Annotated in this window: 28 protein-coding genes; 16 read left to right on the top strand and 12 right to left on the bottom strand. The window is 32.5% G+C overall.

Annotation, left to right across the window (positions count from 1 at the left end):
- The first annotated feature begins 44 nt into the window (after nt 1–44).
- Nucleotides 45–455: a cupredoxin domain-containing protein gene (locus NSED_RS07885; RefSeq protein ID WP_014965733.1), complete on the top strand. Its 411-nt coding sequence runs from the start codon at nt 45–47 to the stop codon at nt 453–455.
- A gap of 110 nt (nt 456–565) precedes the next feature.
- Here the strand turns inward: NSED_RS07885 and NSED_RS07880 are convergent, their stop codons facing one another.
- On the bottom strand, nt 566–787 hold the full coding sequence (locus NSED_RS07880; protein WP_014965732.1) for a histone family protein: 222 nt from the start codon (nt 785–787) through the stop codon (nt 566–568).
- 33 nt (nt 788–820) lie between these two features.
- On the opposite strand from NSED_RS07880, the gene NSED_RS07875 reads away from it, so the two are divergent.
- Genes NSED_RS07875 through cgi121 form a run of 3 tightly spaced genes read left to right on the top strand, consistent with a single transcriptional unit; the run spans nt 821 to nt 2847 of the window.
- Nucleotides 821–1639 (top strand): TatD family hydrolase, encoded by an 819-nt coding sequence (locus NSED_RS07875; RefSeq protein ID WP_014965731.1) that lies wholly within the window; start codon nt 821–823, stop codon nt 1637–1639.
- A 32-nt stretch (nt 1640–1671) separates the two neighbouring features.
- Nucleotides 1672–2034, top strand: a complete 363-nt coding sequence (locus NSED_RS07870) for a hypothetical protein (protein ID WP_014965730.1) — start codon at nt 1672–1674, stop codon at nt 2032–2034.
- A 39-nt stretch (nt 2035–2073) separates the two neighbouring features.
- Nucleotides 2074–2847, top strand: coding sequence for a KEOPS complex subunit Cgi121 (cgi121, locus tag NSED_RS07865; protein ID WP_014965729.1), 774 nt, complete (start codon nt 2074–2076; stop codon nt 2845–2847).
- On the opposite strand, the gene NSED_RS07860 is transcribed toward cgi121, so the two are convergent.
- Complete coding sequence (locus NSED_RS07860; RefSeq protein WP_014965728.1) at nt 2839–3360, bottom strand: THUMP domain-containing protein; 522 nt, start codon at nt 3358–3360, stop codon at nt 2839–2841. The two genes, cgi121 and NSED_RS07860, sit on opposite strands and share 9 nt — an antisense overlap.
- A complete protein-coding gene (locus tag NSED_RS07855; protein ID WP_014965727.1) occupies nt 3357–3953 on the bottom strand; it encodes an L-threonylcarbamoyladenylate synthase in 597 nt (198 codons plus the stop codon). Before NSED_RS07855 ends, NSED_RS07860 begins: the two co-directional genes overlap by 4 nt.
- A gap of 80 nt (nt 3954–4033) precedes the next feature.
- Between NSED_RS07855 and NSED_RS11015 the strand changes: the two genes are divergently transcribed.
- On the top strand, nt 4034–4159 hold the full coding sequence (locus tag NSED_RS11015) for a hypothetical protein (RefSeq protein ID WP_016940214.1): 126 nt from the start codon (nt 4034–4036) through the stop codon (nt 4157–4159).
- Here the strand turns inward: NSED_RS11015 and NSED_RS07850 are convergent.
- The 3 genes from NSED_RS07850 to NSED_RS07840 form a co-directional block, all read right to left on the bottom strand.
- Nucleotides 4114–4401 carry a winged helix-turn-helix domain-containing protein gene (locus tag NSED_RS07850; RefSeq protein ID WP_014965726.1) on the bottom strand — a complete coding sequence of 96 codons (288 nt, stop codon included), beginning with the start codon at nt 4399–4401 and terminating at the stop codon, nt 4114–4116. The two genes, NSED_RS11015 and NSED_RS07850, sit on opposite strands and share 46 nt — an antisense overlap.
- A 117-nt stretch (nt 4402–4518) precedes the next feature.
- Entirely contained in the window at nt 4519–5163 is a 645-nt protein-coding gene (locus NSED_RS07845; protein WP_014965725.1) for a hypothetical protein, read from the bottom strand.
- A gap of 60 nt (nt 5164–5223) precedes the next feature.
- A complete protein-coding gene (locus tag NSED_RS07840; protein ID WP_014965724.1) occupies nt 5224–5433 on the bottom strand; it encodes a hypothetical protein in 210 nt (69 codons plus the stop codon).
- Between the two features lie 79 nt (nt 5434–5512).
- On the opposite strand from NSED_RS07840, the gene NSED_RS07835 reads away from it, so the two are divergent.
- Nucleotides 5513–5794, top strand: a complete 282-nt coding sequence (locus tag NSED_RS07835) for a Fe(2+)-trafficking protein (protein WP_014965723.1) — start codon at nt 5513–5515, stop codon at nt 5792–5794.
- On the opposite strand, the gene NSED_RS07830 is transcribed toward NSED_RS07835, so the two are convergent.
- Nucleotides 5791–6252, bottom strand: a complete 462-nt coding sequence (locus tag NSED_RS07830) for a hypothetical protein (protein WP_014965722.1) — start codon at nt 6250–6252, stop codon at nt 5791–5793. The two genes, NSED_RS07835 and NSED_RS07830, sit on opposite strands and share 4 nt — an antisense overlap.
- A 79-nt stretch (nt 6253–6331) precedes the next feature.
- On the opposite strand from NSED_RS07830, the gene NSED_RS07825 reads away from it, so the two are divergent.
- From NSED_RS07825 to NSED_RS07815, 3 genes are read left to right on the top strand one after another with little or no spacing between them, the layout of a single operon-like run.
- Nucleotides 6332–7333, top strand: a complete 1002-nt coding sequence (locus NSED_RS07825; protein ID WP_014965721.1) for an adenylosuccinate synthetase — start codon at nt 6332–6334, stop codon at nt 7331–7333.
- 49 nt (nt 7334–7382) lie between these two features.
- Nucleotides 7383–8063 (top strand): hypothetical protein, encoded by a 681-nt coding sequence (locus NSED_RS07820; protein ID WP_014965720.1) that lies wholly within the window; start codon nt 7383–7385, stop codon nt 8061–8063.
- Entirely contained in the window at nt 8044–8784 is a 741-nt protein-coding gene (locus tag NSED_RS07815) for an orotidine 5'-phosphate decarboxylase (RefSeq protein ID WP_014965719.1), read from the top strand. The genes NSED_RS07820 and NSED_RS07815 overlap by 20 nt, the downstream gene beginning before the upstream one ends.
- Here NSED_RS07815 and NSED_RS07810 read toward each other — a convergent pair.
- The 4 genes from NSED_RS07810 to NSED_RS07795 all read right to left on the bottom strand — a co-directional run bounded on the left by NSED_RS07810 (nt 8764) and on the right by NSED_RS07795 (nt 11776).
- Nucleotides 8764–9183, bottom strand: coding sequence for a bis(5'-nucleosyl)-tetraphosphatase (locus NSED_RS07810; RefSeq protein WP_014965718.1), 420 nt, complete (start codon nt 9181–9183; stop codon nt 8764–8766). The two genes, NSED_RS07815 and NSED_RS07810, sit on opposite strands and share 21 nt — an antisense overlap.
- On the bottom strand, nt 9180–9908 hold the full coding sequence (gene uppS / locus NSED_RS07805; RefSeq protein ID WP_014965717.1) for a polyprenyl diphosphate synthase: 729 nt from the start codon (nt 9906–9908) through the stop codon (nt 9180–9182). The genes NSED_RS07810 and uppS overlap by 4 nt, the downstream gene beginning before the upstream one ends.
- A 150-nt stretch (nt 9909–10058) precedes the next feature.
- Nucleotides 10059–11204, bottom strand: coding sequence for a DUF373 family protein (locus NSED_RS07800; RefSeq protein ID WP_014965716.1), 1146 nt, complete (start codon nt 11202–11204; stop codon nt 10059–10061).
- 71 nt (nt 11205–11275) lie between these two features.
- Nucleotides 11276–11776 (bottom strand): hypothetical protein, encoded by a 501-nt coding sequence (locus NSED_RS07795; RefSeq protein ID WP_014965715.1) that lies wholly within the window; start codon nt 11774–11776, stop codon nt 11276–11278.
- A 250-nt stretch (nt 11777–12026) separates the two neighbouring features.
- Between NSED_RS07795 and NSED_RS10590 the strand changes: the two genes are divergently transcribed.
- From NSED_RS10590 to NSED_RS07760, 7 genes are all read left to right on the top strand, one after another.
- Nucleotides 12027–12173 carry a DUF5679 domain-containing protein gene (locus tag NSED_RS10590; protein ID WP_014965714.1) on the top strand — a complete coding sequence of 49 codons (147 nt, stop codon included), beginning with the start codon at nt 12027–12029 and terminating at the stop codon, nt 12171–12173.
- 66 nt (nt 12174–12239) lie between these two features.
- The gene (locus NSED_RS07785) at nt 12240–12662 is read left to right on the top strand and encodes a translation initiation factor IF-2 subunit beta (RefSeq protein WP_016940216.1); all 423 of its coding nucleotides are present in this window, start codon (nt 12240–12242) and stop codon (nt 12660–12662) included.
- Entirely contained in the window at nt 12662–12958 is a 297-nt protein-coding gene (locus NSED_RS07780) for a DUF424 domain-containing protein (protein ID WP_014965712.1), read from the top strand. The genes NSED_RS07785 and NSED_RS07780 overlap by 1 nt, the downstream gene beginning before the upstream one ends.
- A gap of 84 nt (nt 12959–13042) precedes the next feature.
- Nucleotides 13043–13822, top strand: coding sequence for a serine protein kinase RIO (locus tag NSED_RS07775; RefSeq protein WP_014965711.1), 780 nt, complete (start codon nt 13043–13045; stop codon nt 13820–13822).
- Entirely contained in the window at nt 13819–14391 is a 573-nt protein-coding gene (locus tag NSED_RS07770; RefSeq protein WP_014965710.1) for a KH domain-containing protein, read from the top strand. The genes NSED_RS07775 and NSED_RS07770 overlap by 4 nt, the downstream gene beginning before the upstream one ends.
- The gene (locus tag NSED_RS07765) at nt 14378–16246 is read left to right on the top strand and encodes a DNA topoisomerase VI subunit B (protein WP_014965709.1); all 1869 of its coding nucleotides are present in this window, start codon (nt 14378–14380) and stop codon (nt 16244–16246) included. The genes NSED_RS07770 and NSED_RS07765 overlap by 14 nt, the downstream gene beginning before the upstream one ends.
- Nucleotides 16233–17354: a DNA topoisomerase IV subunit A gene (locus tag NSED_RS07760; protein WP_014965708.1), complete on the top strand. Its 1122-nt coding sequence runs from the start codon at nt 16233–16235 to the stop codon at nt 17352–17354. Before NSED_RS07765 ends, NSED_RS07760 begins: the two co-directional genes overlap by 14 nt.
- Here NSED_RS07760 and NSED_RS07755 read toward each other — a convergent pair whose 3' ends face one another.
- Complete coding sequence (locus NSED_RS07755; RefSeq protein WP_014965707.1) at nt 17355–17813, bottom strand: Hsp20/alpha crystallin family protein; 459 nt, start codon at nt 17811–17813, stop codon at nt 17355–17357.
- Between the last annotated feature and the right edge of the window lie 50 nt (nt 17814–17863).

Raw genomic sequence — 17863 nt, 5'->3', positions numbered from 1 at the left:
AATTTGGTAATTATGTAATAACTCTGTTAAGGATGTAATGTGATTTGATAAAAAAATTAACAACTATTGGAACTATTACTGTTATATTTCTGGTAATGATTGGATTGATCTTTTCTAACCAATCTGTTGAAACAACCTCCCAAGAGCCAGAATTGATTGTAGAAGGTGATGTCATTATGCCTACAAAAGTCTCTCGTCCTGGTTGCGAAGAAATTGATAGATGTTACATTCCATCTGTTATTGTAATTGATTCTGGAAAACAAGTTACATGGGTAAATCAAGATTCAGCATTTCATAGTGTCACTTCAGGTTTTTACGGTGAGCCAACAGAATTATTCGATAGTGGGCATTTAGATCCGTTTGAATCTTACACTCTTAATTTTGATGAAATTGGCACATATGATTATTTTTGTACTCTTCATCCTTGGATGAAAGGTCAGGTTATAGTAGAATAAGGTACCCGAGGGAGTCGAACCCCCTTGTATAAGCTTTGCAGGCTCACGCATAACCGTTCTGCCAGAGTACCGTTTTAAAAAACATAAAGTGAATAATTAAACTCTTTAGATTAGAATTTGTTAAATGGCTTTGAAGCCAACTTTACATCCTCACCTTTCACAGTCTTTCTGCTAGCATGAGTGGCCATATCTACTGCACTTTTAGCAATACTATCTGCTATCTGTTCAATAATTCTTCTTAACTCGTCTGCTGATTCATCGCTGACTCTTTCTGCCCCTGCTTTCTTGAGAATTCTATACATTGCAGATAATCCTAATTCAGATGATTTCATGAACTTTGTTTTAGTTTTTTCCGAAAAAAGATAATGAGTGAAAAAATATCACTAAGGAATCGATTTATACAGACTCTTTTAACAATTGGTAAAGAAATGACTTGGTATTTTGATTCTCACATCCATTTATCTGATCATGCATATGTTTCTGATATGGAATTTACATTAAAACAAATGGAATGTTTGAAAATCAAAGCATGTTGTGTGTCCATGGATTATGATAATTCATTACAAACTCTAGAACTTGCAAAAAAAAGTGACTTGGTATTGCCTTTCATTGGAATTCATCCAGAATGTGCAAATGAAGGAATTGAAAATATTTCAAAATTGATTGAGGATAATTATAATCATATATCAGGAATAGGTGAAATTGGATTAGACCCAACATATGCTAATCAAAGTGATGATACAAAAAAACAGAATCAAGTATTTGAAACACTGCTGTCACTTGCTGAAAAATTCCACAAACCTGTTTCAATTCACTCTAGAAAAAGCCTAGATGATGTCTTCCAAATTATGACATCATACAATACAAAACATGCGTTGCTTCATTGGTTTGATGGAAGCAAAAAACAACTTCAAAGAGCCATGGATATGGGTTTTTTTGTATCATATGGGCCTGTGATGATTTATGCAAATGATAAGCAAACATTATTGTCTAAAACTGATGAATCTCAAATCCTTGTTGAAACTGATGGACCTGTAAGGTTTTCAAGGTGCTTTGAAATGAAATCCGGGCAAATTAGCTTCATTCCAAGTGTGATTTTCTGTGCTTCAAAAATTTTAGGCAAATCCTTCGATGAGATGACTTTATTGCTTGAAAAGAATTCAAATTCATTTCTTGGAATATAGGTATAAAATACCCCCCTGCATTTTGACATTTAGTGGATAGAATAAAGCGACTTTCATATGAAGTTCTAGATGGACACAAATCCAAATTTGGTGAAGATTTTGCTGGAAACAAAAAAGTATTAGATCAAATTTCCATAGTTCGTTCTAAAGGATTGAAAAATGAGATTGCAGGATATATTACAAAATTTATCAAAAAAGAGGTTCGTGAAGAAAAATCTAAGCAAGCACGTATTGCAGCTTCAAAAGCTGAACAACAAGTCGCAGAACCATCTGAAATAGAAACTACTGAAGATGCTGTAATTGAAGAAACAACCGAAGTTGTTGATACTCCTGAGAATGTTGAAGCAACTTCTGAAGAAACACCTTCAGAGATTGTAGAAGAATCAACTGAATAATAAATTAAATATTATTTCTACGTTCTAAATTAGATAGATATGTTTACTGTAAAATTTGTAGGTGGAGCAAAAAAATCTTTTCCTGCAGAATATTTGAAAATTGACAAATCTGGTATCACTATTCAAGAATTAATCAATTTACTACCAGAACTAAAACCTAAAGATGCACCTGAACTTGATACAGACAATGTATTAATCGCAATCAATGGTGCTGACTCTTCTGCAATGGATGGAAAATCAACAAAAATTAAAGACAATGATGTTATTAGCATAATTCCAATCATACATGGTGGTACATTAAAAAAATTTACTTTTGAATACTCTAAAAAACAAATACAGATCATAGAAATTAAAGGCCAAAAATCAATCGATGTAAAATTTATTGATCATCTTAGAGAAAAATACCCTAAACTTTTACTTCAAGCTGTATCTTGTGATTTCATTTTGGATTCATATCATTTAAAAAAAATTATTTCATTGTCTATTGAATCTAAAAAAAATAATGTTTTGCTTTCAAATAAAATTGAAACTGATATTCTAATGAGATTTGCTTTAACTACTCAAATCTCTGATGCAATAAAAAATGTTGGAATTAGACCAAAATCTAATTTCATTTTAATATCTATAGGAAATAAAAAAACTCTAAATTATTTATATCGTGAATTAACCCCAATTTCTGTAAATTTATTCTCAAAAAACAATGAAGGCCATCTCAAAAAACACTTCAAAATAACAAAAAAACACATTGATTCAATTTATTCAAAAAATCCATTAGCTGATATTTTAGTCGAGAAAGCTGCAGTATTATTCTGACATACTTCGTTTAGTTTTTTCAGTACTTAGGATATCTGATTTTTTCAGTACAGAAACTCCTGTCTCATTCCCCAAAATTTCTACTAATAAAATTTTATCTGGAAATTCCAGAGATACTTTATTTTTGATTTTATCTGCAATTTTTGTGATTATTTCTTTACTTGACAAATCTGAATTTCTTTTCTCAATTGATATTCTGTATGTTTCGTCTTCCAAAATTTGACTAGATAATTCTACTACACTTTTTTCTATTTCATCAATGTTTGATTCGATGACTTTCTGTATTGGTATGATTCTTTTACAGTATCTGACACTCCATGGTTCATCAAGAAGCATATCTTTGATTTTTTTTACAACCTCTATAGGATCAAGTTGTGTTTCTGCTGTTAAAATTCCTGACATATTTGTGATTGAAACCTTAACGTCTGAATCTCCAAATTCTCCTAAAATACTCATTAATTCCTCCTCAGTTTCTGGCTCTAGGTGCCTAGGGCATGTAACTATTAGATTCATACCTGTAAAATTTCTTCTTTGTTTAAAGAACCTTCCCGGATAATTTTGATCTTGCTATTTTCAATTTCTATTATTGTTGATTCACCTTTCCCTGAAATTATCCCTCCATCAACAAACACATCATATCCTTCTAAACTCTGCAAGCAGTCTTTTGGGTTTGTATGTGATGAATTCCCTGAAACATTTGCACTAGTTCCAACAAGAAAATTACATTTTTGTAATAATTCTAACGTACATTTTTGATTAGGAACTCTAATTGCAATTTTATCTTTCAAGTTTAATGATTCCTTAATTTTATCATCTGTAACTTTTAAAATCATTGTTAGTGGTCCTGGCCAAAATTTATCAGCAATTTTTTCTGTAATCGTATTAAACTGAGCAATCTTTTTAGCTGTTTCTTTTGAATGTGTTAAAACTGGAAGAGATTTTGTAATATCTCTAGATTTAATTTCATAGATTTTTTCTACTGATGTTTTATTATACGGATCACAGCCTATTCCATAAACCGTATCTGTAGGAAATACTGCAATTCCTCCTTTGGTGATTATTTGAGAAGCTGTTCTTATTCCTTCTTTATCACAATTTACTTTCAATACATTCTATGGAATTTTTTCTTTAATTATCATTTACTTTTGAATACGTTTTTAACAGTTCATGATTTAATTTGAGAGATATGTCGTCAACTGATTATGAGGATACTGATTTTGAAGATGATTTTGATGATAATTTAGATGAACCTGATGAAGTAACTGATCAGATACTTAATCCAAAATTGTCTGCAAAATTTGTAAATGCATAATATGCTTGTAAGAACTCTCTTCCATTTTCGCTTATTTTGTATTTATTTGATCCTTGATTATCTACTTTTTCTAATAGGCCCTGTGATACCAAAGTCTTCAATATTGTTGAAATTCTAGAATGTGAAATGTTTGCTTTTCTAATTAGATATGTGACTGATGCTCCATCCTCATCTTGCAAATCATCTCTTGTTGTTGCCAAGATATCTCCAATTATTTTCATATGTGTTCTATATTCTGCCATTTTCTCTATGAATTATTATTTTAATTTCTATGAGAGGGGGCTGATATTTTCCAATATACTAAAAAGACAAAAGAATTTGACAAATTTTCAAATTCTCTAAATTTTGAGCCTGATGCCTTACTCTCCGAAATCCTCATCAAATTTTATCTTGGTCAAAGGCACTTTGCTAACTGGAATGAATAGTGCTATCAATCCACCTATTTTGATAATCATTGATGCCGAATAAAGGATTGATTCTGGGAATACAAATGAATACCATCCCAAAAATTCTCCCAATGCTAAAAGACCCAAACCTATAGAAACTGAAATTGCCCCCTTGTTCTTATTTTCTAAGTATGACAGCATTGTTTCAATAGCACCGTATGCTAACAAGATAAACGAAACAGATCTGAAAATGTGTTCTAACTGAACAGAAGATACTAAGAATAAAGGAAATATCCCCACTGATCTAAAATAACTGGATTTTGGAAAAAATGATTTTATGCTATGTGAAAATGCAATAAAAAAATACCCTACAGTTTGTATTGCAATTCCTAAAGTCAGAATCCATCTTTCAACATTTCCTGATTTCATGAAGAAATCCTCTACCATGTAACCAGTCCATATGACAAAAAATCCTAAACTGATTGAAAAAAATGCGATGGTTAGTCGAAATAATGTTGGACTTCCGGTGTTTCTAAATCCAATATATGACATTATTCCTATTGCAAGTCCAACCAAAAACCCTACCAAATTAAGAATATTTTCTAATAAAAATTCCAATGATGAATAGAAATCTGTTCAACTAATTATTTTAATCTGATGAATGATTACACTATTTTGTTAATCCCATTCATCTAATGATCCTGAAGTATGGCCTTCTGTACTACTTGCATAATCTCCTAAAATGTCTGAATATTTTGATTCATTATGAGCCACAAATTTTACGTATTCCCCATAACTCATATCCAAATCGCAAGAGCCACATTTTACAACTGAATAGTCCATTGCTAAATCTGCATCTTCTTTACATTTTGGGCATTTTATCTTCATACTCCCATAGTTCATTGATAATTATTATTGTTTTAGATTCAAAAAAAGATAAAAGGAGTTCATTATTCATAATTTCTATATGAGTCGCATTTGTACCAAATGTAAGAATTCTATTCCTGATAGCGAAGAACTAGGAGTTGTCGCTGCAAAATACCCTACGTGTAACAAATGTTGGGCTGAATGGAAAGAATACCAAATTATGGTAATGAATGAGATGAAATTAGACATGTCTATGCTAGATCATAGAAAATTATTGAAAAAACATGAGAAAATCTTTGTAGGTGTTTTGTCTCCTGAAGGCGAAGTAATTGATTACACCAATGAAGATAACCGAAAACCTGATGAACCTACAAATGCCTAAAACTTCAAATGTTTTTTAGCATTTTCTGGCACAACTATCATAATTCGTCTTTTTGAATTTTCATCCAAATTATTAATTATTTTTTTAATTGTGTTTGCAAGAATTTCTCTGTCATTTTCTTCTAATGTTAAAAATATCTCTAATATTCCATCAATGTTGAAAGCGATTAGTTTTTGTGGTGATCGTGCAACCTCTGTGATATAAGCTGAAAAAAGTCCTTCTCGTTGTTCTTCAGTCAATGTTGTTAAAATTTTAAGCCATGTTTTGAAAAGTTTTGAAAAGTTAGGAAAAGGAATTGTAGGACCTGCTTCTAATGCATTGTTGATAACTTCCATTTTTTCAGGTTCTGATAATGAAAAGAATTCTATCATTCTTTTTTTTAAAATTGGATTTCTTAGAAAATCAGGCAAATTAGCCAAGTTAATAATTATATTTCCTGCAAAGTTTTCACCGACCATCGATCTAAACGAATCCTTGTTGAATATAAAATCATGTGAAACACTTTAGCTTAAATAAACGAAATAGACGCTGAACAACATGACATCCACTGTTGTTGTTGGCGGATTTTTTGGAGATGAGGGTAAAGGAAAGATCATTTCATATTTAGCAATTAAAGATAATCCAAAAATAATTGTACGTGGTGGCGCTGGTCCAAATGCTGGTCATACAATTAGAGATGGAGATAAAGTGTATAAAGTAAGAATGCTCCCAAGTGGATTTCTAAATAAAAATGCCAAAGTAATGATTGGACCTGGTGTCGTAATTAATCCTGATGTTCTTAACAAGGAAATTCAAGATTTTGATGTTGTGGGTCGTGCATTTATTGATAAACAATGTGGAGTTATTGAAGAAACCCATCTAAATAGAGATTCAAAAGGGGAATTAAAAGAAAAAATTGGAAGTACCGGTTCAGGCACAGGTCCTGCAAATGCTGACCGTGCAATGAGAATTTTAAAGATGGCAAAAGATTTTGATTCTTTATCTTCATTAATTATTGACGTTCCTTTAGAAGTAAATTCTGCACTTGATGCAAATGAAAATGTCTTAGTAGAGGGAACTCAAGGAACATTCCTTTCATTATGGCATGGAACCTATCCATTTGTTACTTCAAAAGATGTTACTGCCTCAGGAATTTGTGCTGATATTGGTCTTGGTCCTACTAAAGTTGATGAAGTAATTGTTGTATTCAAATCATATGTCACACGTGTTGGAACTGGACCTCTCGACAAAGAACTTTCCCTTGAGGATGCAGAAAAAAAAGGTTGGTCTGAATTTGGTACTGTCACTGGTCGTCAAAGAAGGGCTGCCGACTTTGATTTTGATTTAGCTAGGCGTGCAATTATGCTTAATGGCGCAACACAAATCTCTATTACTAAATTAGATGTACTTTTCAAAGACTGTGCAGGAAAAACTTCTTACGATGAACTATCTGATGACGCAAAAGCATTCATTACAAATATTGAAAAAAAGTTAAACACGCCTGTTACAATAATTGGTACTGGTCCAGCTGTCAATGATGTTGTTGACAGAAGAAACTAGGCTCCTTTGTTTTGGATAAGTTTAATTTGTTAATCTACAGGTAATTCCTGTGGACAAGTTACCAACTGTTGATAAATTACCACGTTACATTCAAGTTCATTCAACTTTAGAATTTACTAGGCTCGTCTGTGCATTAGAACGTGCTCCACGTGTTTCATTTTTACATGATTATGATGGAAAAAAAATTCTATCTGTGCAAATGGATGTATTAAAAGAAAAACCTATTGTATACTATACTCATCTAGAAAATAACGGTCATTATCTTTGCTATGACTTTAAAGGAGGAAAAGAAAAATCCGAAATCGTCGATACAACTTCTGATGCAAGTAAACTATATTCCCCTATTGTAAGAATAAAATCTCTTCCTAAAACACTACAACCAGGTAATGGTACTTTGGATAGATATCAGCCAATCCAACTTGAAGATATGTCTAGTCTTGCAAAACTTACTTGGGGTATTGAGGAAGTTCCATTTCCACTATTCTTGTTCCCACATAATGATAAATGGCTAATTGGTGTCTTCATGAATTTCAATGATGAAGGAACATCTTATTTCTGTCACGTTGTCTTGGATTCAGATCCGCAAAAACCCTTTTTGAAATTTACAACTTCAAATACTTCTCAACCTGCATTTGTAGAAAATACCGATGAACATGGATTTTCTTATATCAAAATAATAAAATTAAAAGACACACATCCACTCGTAGATTATGGCCACCTTCAAAACTAGACTCTCGCAGATTTCAAAAACTAATGGCAAAGTCATTCTTGCCAACGATTATGATCTATCTGTTAAAAATCTAGAATCAAAAACAATTCAAAATATCAAACAATTACATCCATTCCTATGTGGAATTAAACTAAACTTTCATTTACTTTTACCATTAAGTGGAAAGGAAATTCTAAAAATAAACAAAACAGCCCATAAGTATGGATTACAAACAATTGCAGATATCAAACTAAATGATATTGGAAATACCAATAGAGTAACCACAGAGCATTTGTGGAATTTGGGGTTTGATGCAGTAATTGCAAATCCGATAATGGGCCTTGATAGTCTAAAAAATCTTGTAAAGTCTGCTCACAAAAATGAGAAAGGGGTAATCACATTATGTCATATGAGTGCGCCTGAGGCTAAGCTATCGTATGATATGGAAATCAAAATGGGTAAAAAACAACAATTGTACCAACTATTTTTGAATTGGGCACTTACTGCAAATGTTGATGGAATAGTTGTAGGGGCTACATTTCCAAAAATCATTCAATTTTGTTCTAAAAAAGCAGGAAAAAATTTGAGTATTTTCTCACCTGGTGTTGGTACTCAAGGCGGTAGTGCTAATGAAGTAATTTCATCTGGAACTAATTACTTGATTGTTGGCAGAACAATTTTGAACTCTAAAAACCCTGTAGATGCTGCAAAAGAATTGCAGTTACAGAGTTTTGGAAAGTAACATCTGTGCTTTTGTTAAAACTGTCTTTGCATTATCAAACGTAGTTTTTTCCATTGCTGTGTTATAATCCATCCATGTGTAATCAAGATGCTCATGTGAAATTTTGACATCTGTTTCCTTTGTTTCAGCTAAGAAAAATACCACTTTTTTATGAACCAGTTCTCCTTGATATTGAAAATTATATTCAATCCATTCTTCAAAGTTTTCTAAAAATGTAATATCTGTAATTCCTGTCTCTTCTTGTGTTTCTCTTATTGCTGTTTCTTTAATTGATTCCCCATTCTCCATTTTGCCTTTTACAAAATCCCAATGCCCTGAAGGATAATGTAAAAGCAAAAATAAATTCCCCGTTCCTTCTTTTCTAAATAATACAATTCCTGCAGATGTCTCTTCAATCATTTCCCTAATCTTCTTTTCCTCTCTTGATAAGTCCTAATTGCCCTCATTAAATCTATTTTTCTAAATTCAGGCCAAAAAATATCCATAAAAACTAATTCACTATATGCACTTTGCCACATGAGAAATCCACTTAGTCTTTTTTCTCCTGACGTTCTTAAGATCATATCTGGAGATGATTGTGGTAAATGTGATGTGTATAGGTTTGCTTCGATTTCTTTTTTGTTGATATCTTTTACATCCAATGACCCGTCTTTGATTTTTTCTCCAATCTTTTTCACAGCGTCTTCTAATTCATTTTGTCCACCATATGCAAGTGCAATGTTTAGAAAATGATTATCATAGTTTTTGGTCGCATCATCTAATTGTTTTAGAACTTTTTTGATGGATTCTGGAAGTAATTCTATTCTTCCAATTCCCTTCACTCTCATCTTACTTCTATGAATTCTAGGATCTTTGAGTAATTTCTCTAATCTCATACGAATTAACTCATAGAGATATTCTAATTCTTCATCATCTCTATCTAGATTTTCTGCTGAAAGTGCATATAGTGTGACAATTTTGATATCTAATTCTTCACACCAGTCAAGAAGGTTTTCTACGGCATCAGCGCCTTTCCAATGCCCACTTTTTGGCATCGATAGATGTCTTTTTGCCCATCTTCTGTTACCGTCTAAAATTAGGGCAACATGATTTGGAATATCTCCAGTACGAATTTCACTCTCCAATCTTTTTCCATAAATCTTATAGAGTCCTGATAGCTGAAAAACTAAATCTTTGATCTTGCTAATGTCTTATCACCACTTGATGATTCATACATGATTGAAGATATCAGTGTTTTTCAATAATTAGATTAATTGATTTATCCTAGAATAAAATTAGTCTGAAATCATCTCTTGATCTTTATGTTTTCTGTATTTTTTAAAGAGAATTGTGGCTGAAATTAATGTTGCTGCCAAGCCTCCTAATAGTGGCGGAATCAAAGTTAGTGCAGGCTCATCGTTAATCATAATATTTGTGAATTGAAATATGGTTGGATAAAGAGCACCAAGAACAATAATTCTTAAGATGTCAGTAATTTGTCTTGGAATTCCACCAATCCAGTTACTTAGTAATGTTCCAGCAAATATTGCTCCCATACCTATCCATAAAATTGGTAATGCTCCAGATACAAATTGTCCGACAATCAATTTGTTTGTAATTTTAGCAATGAATTCTGTGTCTGCTTCAACTAATTCTGTATCAATAGCACTAACTCCAGATGGTATTGATGAAAGAATCAGTAAAACTCCTGCTACCATAGTAAACATTCTGATAAAACCCATGGGTGTTGGTTTTGACCAACTTGACCATGCTCTATCGATGTCAAATGCTCTAATCAAAAATGCTCCTCCTAGAATACTTACAAGTACTGCAAAGATCTCTGCAGTATATCCAAATACAGTGGCTACTCCCCCAATCAACAAAAGAATTCCTGGAACTCCTAAAAAGAATTTTGAATATTTTGAATCATATGCAAGCATTTTCAGATATTTTCCAAAAACTGCATAAGAATATTCTACACTTCTACTTACTTTCATCACCACTCTTTGTACTGATACTACTGGGAGTACATTTTGAATTACTGGAATAACACTTTCATCATCTTCTCCATCTGATACAATTACTGCACCATTCGCAGAAAATTTTTCTAAAACTTTTCTTGTTTCAACAAGGATTTTTTCATCTGCTTGAACCCCTCTATCTTTAACTCCTGCAACAGTTACTACTTCCACTTGGTAACCTTTACTGATTAAATCTTCATATGTTTTAATTGCGGCAAAAATAGAATTTGAATCTGCATCTTCTGGATCTTCTAAAGCTAATCTTTGAGCTGCCTCAATACATGCATCTCTACCAATTACTGGTGTGATAATCCCTGCTTTTTCGCCTACATCATTATCTCTATCAATACAAATTACTAGCAATTTGTTTGCGGTAGATGCATTGACGTCTTTTTCAACTTTTCCCGTCTGATGAGACATTCTAATTTTAATTACATAATTGCTTTTTAACGATTTCCAACCAATATGAATAGTAAAATTCGGTATTGAGGCTAGCCTGGTCTGGTTTGATCAGACATTTTGACAAATTCTTTAGATTCGGCTTTCAGTGATTCTATTTTTTCTAAAATTTCACTCATTTCTTCTTCACTGCTCTCATTTTCAATCATGTTGGCTAAAACCTTAGTTTCTATAATGTATGAGTTAAATGATTTCAAAGCATCCATGTAGTTGATATAACTTGCTTGCCATTCCTCTGATGGTTTTGATGTTACAAATTCACTAATTTGTGCAGTTACTTGAGATGATGTTACTTCAGTTACTGCAATATACTCTTGTGGAGATATTTTTCCATTCTGCATATTTTGATATTCAAGATCAATTGATTCTTGTAAAACTTCATGAATATTTTTTACACCGTCTAAGTAATTTTCATAGTCTGACACAATGAAGGTTGTAGGATCATTTTGAGGAATGATGTATAGCAAAAAACTCGCACCAGTAATTACTGCTAAAATTATAGCTGTTACTGCTATGCCTTTTTTTGATGCCATTTTGTTATTTCACTAATAAGGAGTTTATAATTGATAATAATCGATAAAATTCTAATTTTCTAAACAAATATTTGAAAAAACATCGTTTTTCTGCATCTTGTTAATATTTTTTTAAAAAACTCTTTCAATCTTCGAAATTATAAGCAAAATTGATTTTTTGATGCCTAAAAAAATTTACGCACATCTAGTCTATAGTGAAATAATTTTCACAGCCTCTGCCTAAATACCACCAAGTTCGAGAAATTTCATAATGGTTCAAGCATATTGCGTAAAATGCAGAGCAAAAAGGGACATTAAAGATCCCAAAGAAACTACACTAAAGAACGGACGTCCTGCCGTAAAAGGTACATGTCCAACATGTGGTACAAACGTCTTCCGAATAGGAAAGATGGAATAACCTCAAAAGGTCCACACGATTCTCTTTTTCAAAACCCATATAGGGTCTACCTTGCATTATTTTTTAGTGACTAAAACAGATTACGAAAATCTACTAAAACGTATTCAGGATAAGCTTGGCGATACTGATAAAGAATCCCAAACTCGATTTGAGCTTCCTGTGGTAGATGTGATGTGGGAAGGCCAAAAGACTTTCTTACGAAACTTTTCAGAATTTCCAAAGGTTTTACGAAGAGACCCAGACAAAGTTCTTCAATACCTTTCAAAAGAATTTGCAGTTCCAGCAGAGAGATTGGGAGATAAGGCCATGTTTGTAGGTAGAAGAGCTCCTGATGATTTTACAAGATTATTCCAAATTTACGTTAAGGACTATCTTGAATGCCCAACATGTAAAAGTCCTGATACAAAGATCCTCAAAGAAAACAGAATTTCCTTTTTAATTTGTGAGGCGTGTGGAGCAAAATCTACTTTGAAAGGTAAATACGCGTAATGCAATTTTCAGTACGAACTACTAATTATCAAAACCAATCCATGTTGAATATTTGTGATGCTGATATTTTGGGAAAAAAAATTATCGAAGGTGAATTAACAATGCACATTAGTGAAAATTATTATGGAGAAAGATTTGTTGAGAAAGATGAAGCTGAATCTTTATTGAAAACTTCTTCAATCATAAACATGGCTGGTAAAAAAACAGTTACATTATCTTTAAAACTTGGTATTGGCTCCGAAAAAGCTGTAAAAATTATTTCTGACGTTCCTTTCCTAATCATTTTTAACATGTAAAGTTGCTTGAATTGGTTTTTAATTTACAAAGTTTTTTTGTTTGCAATAGTAATCCCTTTTATCTAGTAGGAGTATCTTTCTACAATGACTGACACCATTAGCAAAAAATTGGAATCTAAATTAGATAATAAATTAATTTCTAAACGAAAAAGAACTCAGTTAGAAGATGGTTTCAAAAAAGGAAAAGTCGTCAATGAAGTTTTAGATAAACCTACTGTAATGACTCTTTACAAAATGATCACTGATCATATTATTGCATATGTCAATGGCTCTGTAAGTGCTGGAAAGGAGTCTGTTCTCTTTTGGGGTGTTGATGATAATGATGTTAGTGTTGCATTAAAAATTTACTTGGTTACTACTTCCAATTTTAAAAAACGTGAGCCATACATAACAGGTGATCCTAGATTTTCTCATCTAAAAAAAGGAACAAAAAACCTAGTTTATCTTTGGGCAAAAAAAGAATATCGGAATTTATCTCAATGTTATGAGGCTGGAATTCCCGTCCCGCGACCTCTATATGTTACAAATAATGTTCTTGCTATGGAATTCATAGGAAATAATGGCACACCTGCAAAGTCCTTGTTAACTTCACAAGTAGATGAAAATGATTATGCCCAGGCTATTTCAATTTTGAGTGATCTTTATAAAAAGGCAAAATTAGTTCATGGTGATTTTTCAGAATACAATATTTTTAAAACCGAAAATGGCTTGGTAGTTTTTGATCTTGGCTCTGGGGTAGACCTTAGACATCCAAATGCACATGAGTTCCTTAAACGAGATATTAATAATATTGGAAGATTCTTTAAAAAAAGAGGAATTGCTGTTGAAGATTCAGAAAAAATATTTGAGGATATTGTAAAATGAGCTTTGAAAAATTAATCCGTATTCCAAATGATCGAATTGCAGTTTTAATTGGAAAATCTGGAAATGTTAAATCAAAAATTGAAACAGCTTGCCATGTATCTTTAGACATAGATGGTGAAACAGGTGAGGTTTTAATAAAAACTCAAGGAGATGTTGAAAAAATCCAACCGTTCAAAGCAATGGAAATTGTTACGGCTATTGGTAGAGGGTTCTCCCCTGAAAATGCAATGACTTTGTTAAAAGGTGAAAATGCATTGCATGTAATAGATCTTAGAGAGTTTGCAGGAAAATCTAATGCTAATGTTGAAAGGATAAAAGGGAGGATTATTGGAGAAGGTGGTAGAGCAAGACGAAATATGGAAAATCTTAGTGGTACTCATATCTCAGTTTATGGAAAAACTGTTTCAATTATTGGTGATGCAAGTAAACTACGTTTAGCAGTTGATGCAATATCCTCTATCTCTAGTGGAAGTATGCATGGTGCTGTTTATACCAAATTAGAAGCTGCTAACAGAAAAGTCAAACAAGAAAAAATGCAATTATGGGAAGATCAAGATGTCTTCTATTAAGGAAAAGTTTAATCAAATTTCTCCGAGTGAATTCTTTTACAGTAATCGTGATTTAGCTGGATTTAGTAATCCTACAAGATCTCTTTATACTGCCGTTCGGGAATTCGTTGAAAATGCATTGGATGCATGTGATCAAAAAGGGATTCTTCCTGATGTTCATCTAACAATCAAGGCAGTTGAGCCTGAAAAACCAGATCCTAAACCCTACATTTTGACTGTAAAGGATAATGGACCTGGAATCGATGCAGAACACATTCCGCTTGCTTTTGGAACTGTACTTTATGGTTCAAAATTTGGACTCAAACAAGCAAGGGGTATGTTTGGACTTGGAGCAACTATGGCAATTCTTTATGGGCAAATTACAACTAACAAACCTGTTACTGTAAAAAGTTCTGTTGATGGTGAAACTCAACATATCTTTGAATTGCTACTTGATATTCAAAAAAATAAACCCGTAATTGTACAACATATAACTAAAGAAGTTTCAAAAAAAGGACTTTCCGTCAGTATTTGTTTAGAAGGTGATTATTCTAAAGCAGGAAACAAAATTAGAGATTATGTTTATGAAACTTCTTTGATTACTCCGTATGCCTCTATTACTTTCGATGATCCAAAAGGGCAAAAATTTAGCCATCCTAGATTTGTAAAAGAAATTCCACCTCCACCTACAATAATTCGCCCTCATCCACATGGAATTGATGTAGAAAGAATTAGAAGAATGATTGTAGAATCCCAATTTGAAATTCCTACAATTGATGATGCCATGATTGAAAAAGTAAGAAAGGATTTAGGATTATCCGCAAAAAATCTTAGTTTCACAGGAATTATGGATAAAGCAAAGAAAAAATGGAAAACGCTTCCACGACAGGTAAGAGTTGTAATTGCTTTGATGTCGTTTTTAAAAATGGATTTTGATAAACTAAACAAAATACGAATCGAAGATATTGACATGCCAAATAAAAAATTATTTTATTGGGATTTTGGTGATTCACAATCAAAATCAATCGACATGGATCCTGAAAGTCAGTATTACAAACAACTAACTAATACAGTTCAAGGTGAACCTCTTACCACATTTCTTACAAAACGATTTCAAAGGATAGGTCCAACAACTGCTGTGAAATTTGCAGAATTTGCAGGTTTCAAACCCGAAAAACGAATGGGTACTTTATCCAATCAAGAATTAGTGCATCTTAGTGATTCACTTCAAAAATTTGAAGATTTTATGGCTCCTGATTCAACATGCTTGGCTCCCTTAGGAGAGGAGCCTTTGGAAAAAGGAATTAAAAAGTTCTTTAATCCTGATTTTACTGCAGTGGTTCAACGTCCACCATCAGCATATTCTGGTTTCCCATTCATTATTGAGATGGGAATTGCATATGGTGGAGATATTAAATCTGGAGGACCACATGTGTATCGATATGCCAACAGAATTCCATTACTTTATGATGAAGGAAGCGATGTAGTTTTAAAAGTCGTTAATGATACCGATTGGGGTCGATACAAAGTAAAAGGTGATCCTCCATTCATTATTGTATCTCATATATGCTCAACTAGAATCCCGTATAAAACAGCAGGAAAAGAAAATGTTGCTGATCGACCGGAAATAGAAAGAGAATTAAGATTGGCATTGCAATTCCTATCCAGAAAATTAGCAGCATACATGTCTAAAAGAGGCCAAGCTGATATGGCGAAAAAGAGAGCAAATCTTTATGCAAAATATATTCCGCTTATTGCAGAATTTTGTACAGAACTTTCTGGTAAGAAAAAAGCACCTAATTACCAGAAACTATTAGAAGAAAATGCAGTTGAATCTAAAAAAATAGAGGAGGAAAAAGAAATTGAAAACAACTAAAAAACAACAAAACAAAATAAATGCACGAAGCAAAAAAGCTGATGAAAAACAAAAAAACATCCTTGAGATGCTCAAAAGTCACGGTGCAAAAATATATGATGACTTGGATAATGGACAATTTCCTAAATTTTCAATCCCAAGTAGATCCGTAAGTAACATAGTTTATGATAAAAAACTCCGACAGTATATTCTGGGAAATAATGCAGCTGTTAGAAGCTCAAGAAATTCTGCACAATTAAGATCTTTTACGCAATTAATGTGGTTAGCATTTTTTGCAAATAGACTAACTCATGAAAAAAAATCATCCACATTAAGAGATGTATATTATTCATCTCAGGCTTTCGCTATTGAATTTGAAGATCAATCCGAATCTGATAATATTATTGTGGATTTAGAAGCTGTAACATCTAAACCACGAGAAGATTTTCATATATTCCCTGAGGAGAGAAGCTCAATTTTTGGTGATTTGAATATAGAATATACAATTCCTGGCTATGAGGGAAAAACTATGAATTTGTCAAATCATCCTGATGGTTATTCAATAGGTCCTAGTTTGACTACTGCTGAATTAGTAGATACAAGTGCAGAAATTGTTATTGCAATTGAAAAAGGTGGTCTCTTTACAAGATTTGTTGAAGAACAAATAGATAAAAAATTCAAATCAATTATCATCAATACTGGTGGACAAGCACCACGTTCAACTCGAACTCTGTTAAAGCGATTACATGATGAAATGGGGTTGCCTGTAATTGTTTTAACTGACGGAGATGTGTATGGAGAACACATTGCAATGGTTATCAAATCTGGTTCTGCAAATGCTGCTCATCTTAGAGAACTAACAGTACCTGATGCAAAATGGGTAGGCGTATGGGCTACTGATATTGAAAAATACAAGTTGCCAACTATTCCTATGACTGAATCTGACATTAAGAGATGTTATGATCTTCAAAAAGATCCTAGATATCAGGATGGAATTTGGAAAAAAGAATTAGATGTATTTCTTAGATTAAAACGAAAAGCAGAACTGGAGGCTTTCTCAAAATATGGTCTGACAAATATTACCGACAAATATCTACCACAAAAATTAGAACTAGCAAAAAGTCTATAGTTACTTTATTCTTAGTGTTAATACACCATTTCTGTATTTAAAATCAAAAATTTGCATTTCGTTTACTCCTTCTATGGGAACTTCTTTTGAAAATCCTGCAGTTCCTCTAATGTATAATATGCCATCTACTAATCTAACTGCAATCTTATCTTCTGGACCTGGGACTTCGGCAACAAAAACAAATTCATTTTCTCCCTTAATCAAATCATAAACCCAATTCTTTGTTTCTTGTTCTCTGGATTGTGTGTATGTTGGTTTTTGATCCTTTGCCATTCTTTTTAGAACTCTAGCCCAATAAAACATTGTAAGGGCTGCTGCGCCAATTAGAATAAAACTAACAAAACCCGAATCTGCTCTTTGTGTCATGATATAGATTATACCTAAAAACAGAATTATGATTATGGGGATGACAAAATTCAATGATTGTTCATTTGAATATGCTCCTTTGTAACTTGCCAAACAGTAAAAATTAAGGTCTACCAAATATAAAGTATCTTTGGAATTAATTA

Origin of the sequence: Candidatus Nitrosopumilus sediminis (assembly GCF_000299395.1) — an archaeon.
GTDB lineage: Archaea > Thermoproteota > Nitrososphaeria > Nitrososphaerales > Nitrosopumilaceae > Nitrosopumilus > Nitrosopumilus sediminis.
This window is presented reverse-complemented; position numbering and strand designations above follow the sequence as displayed.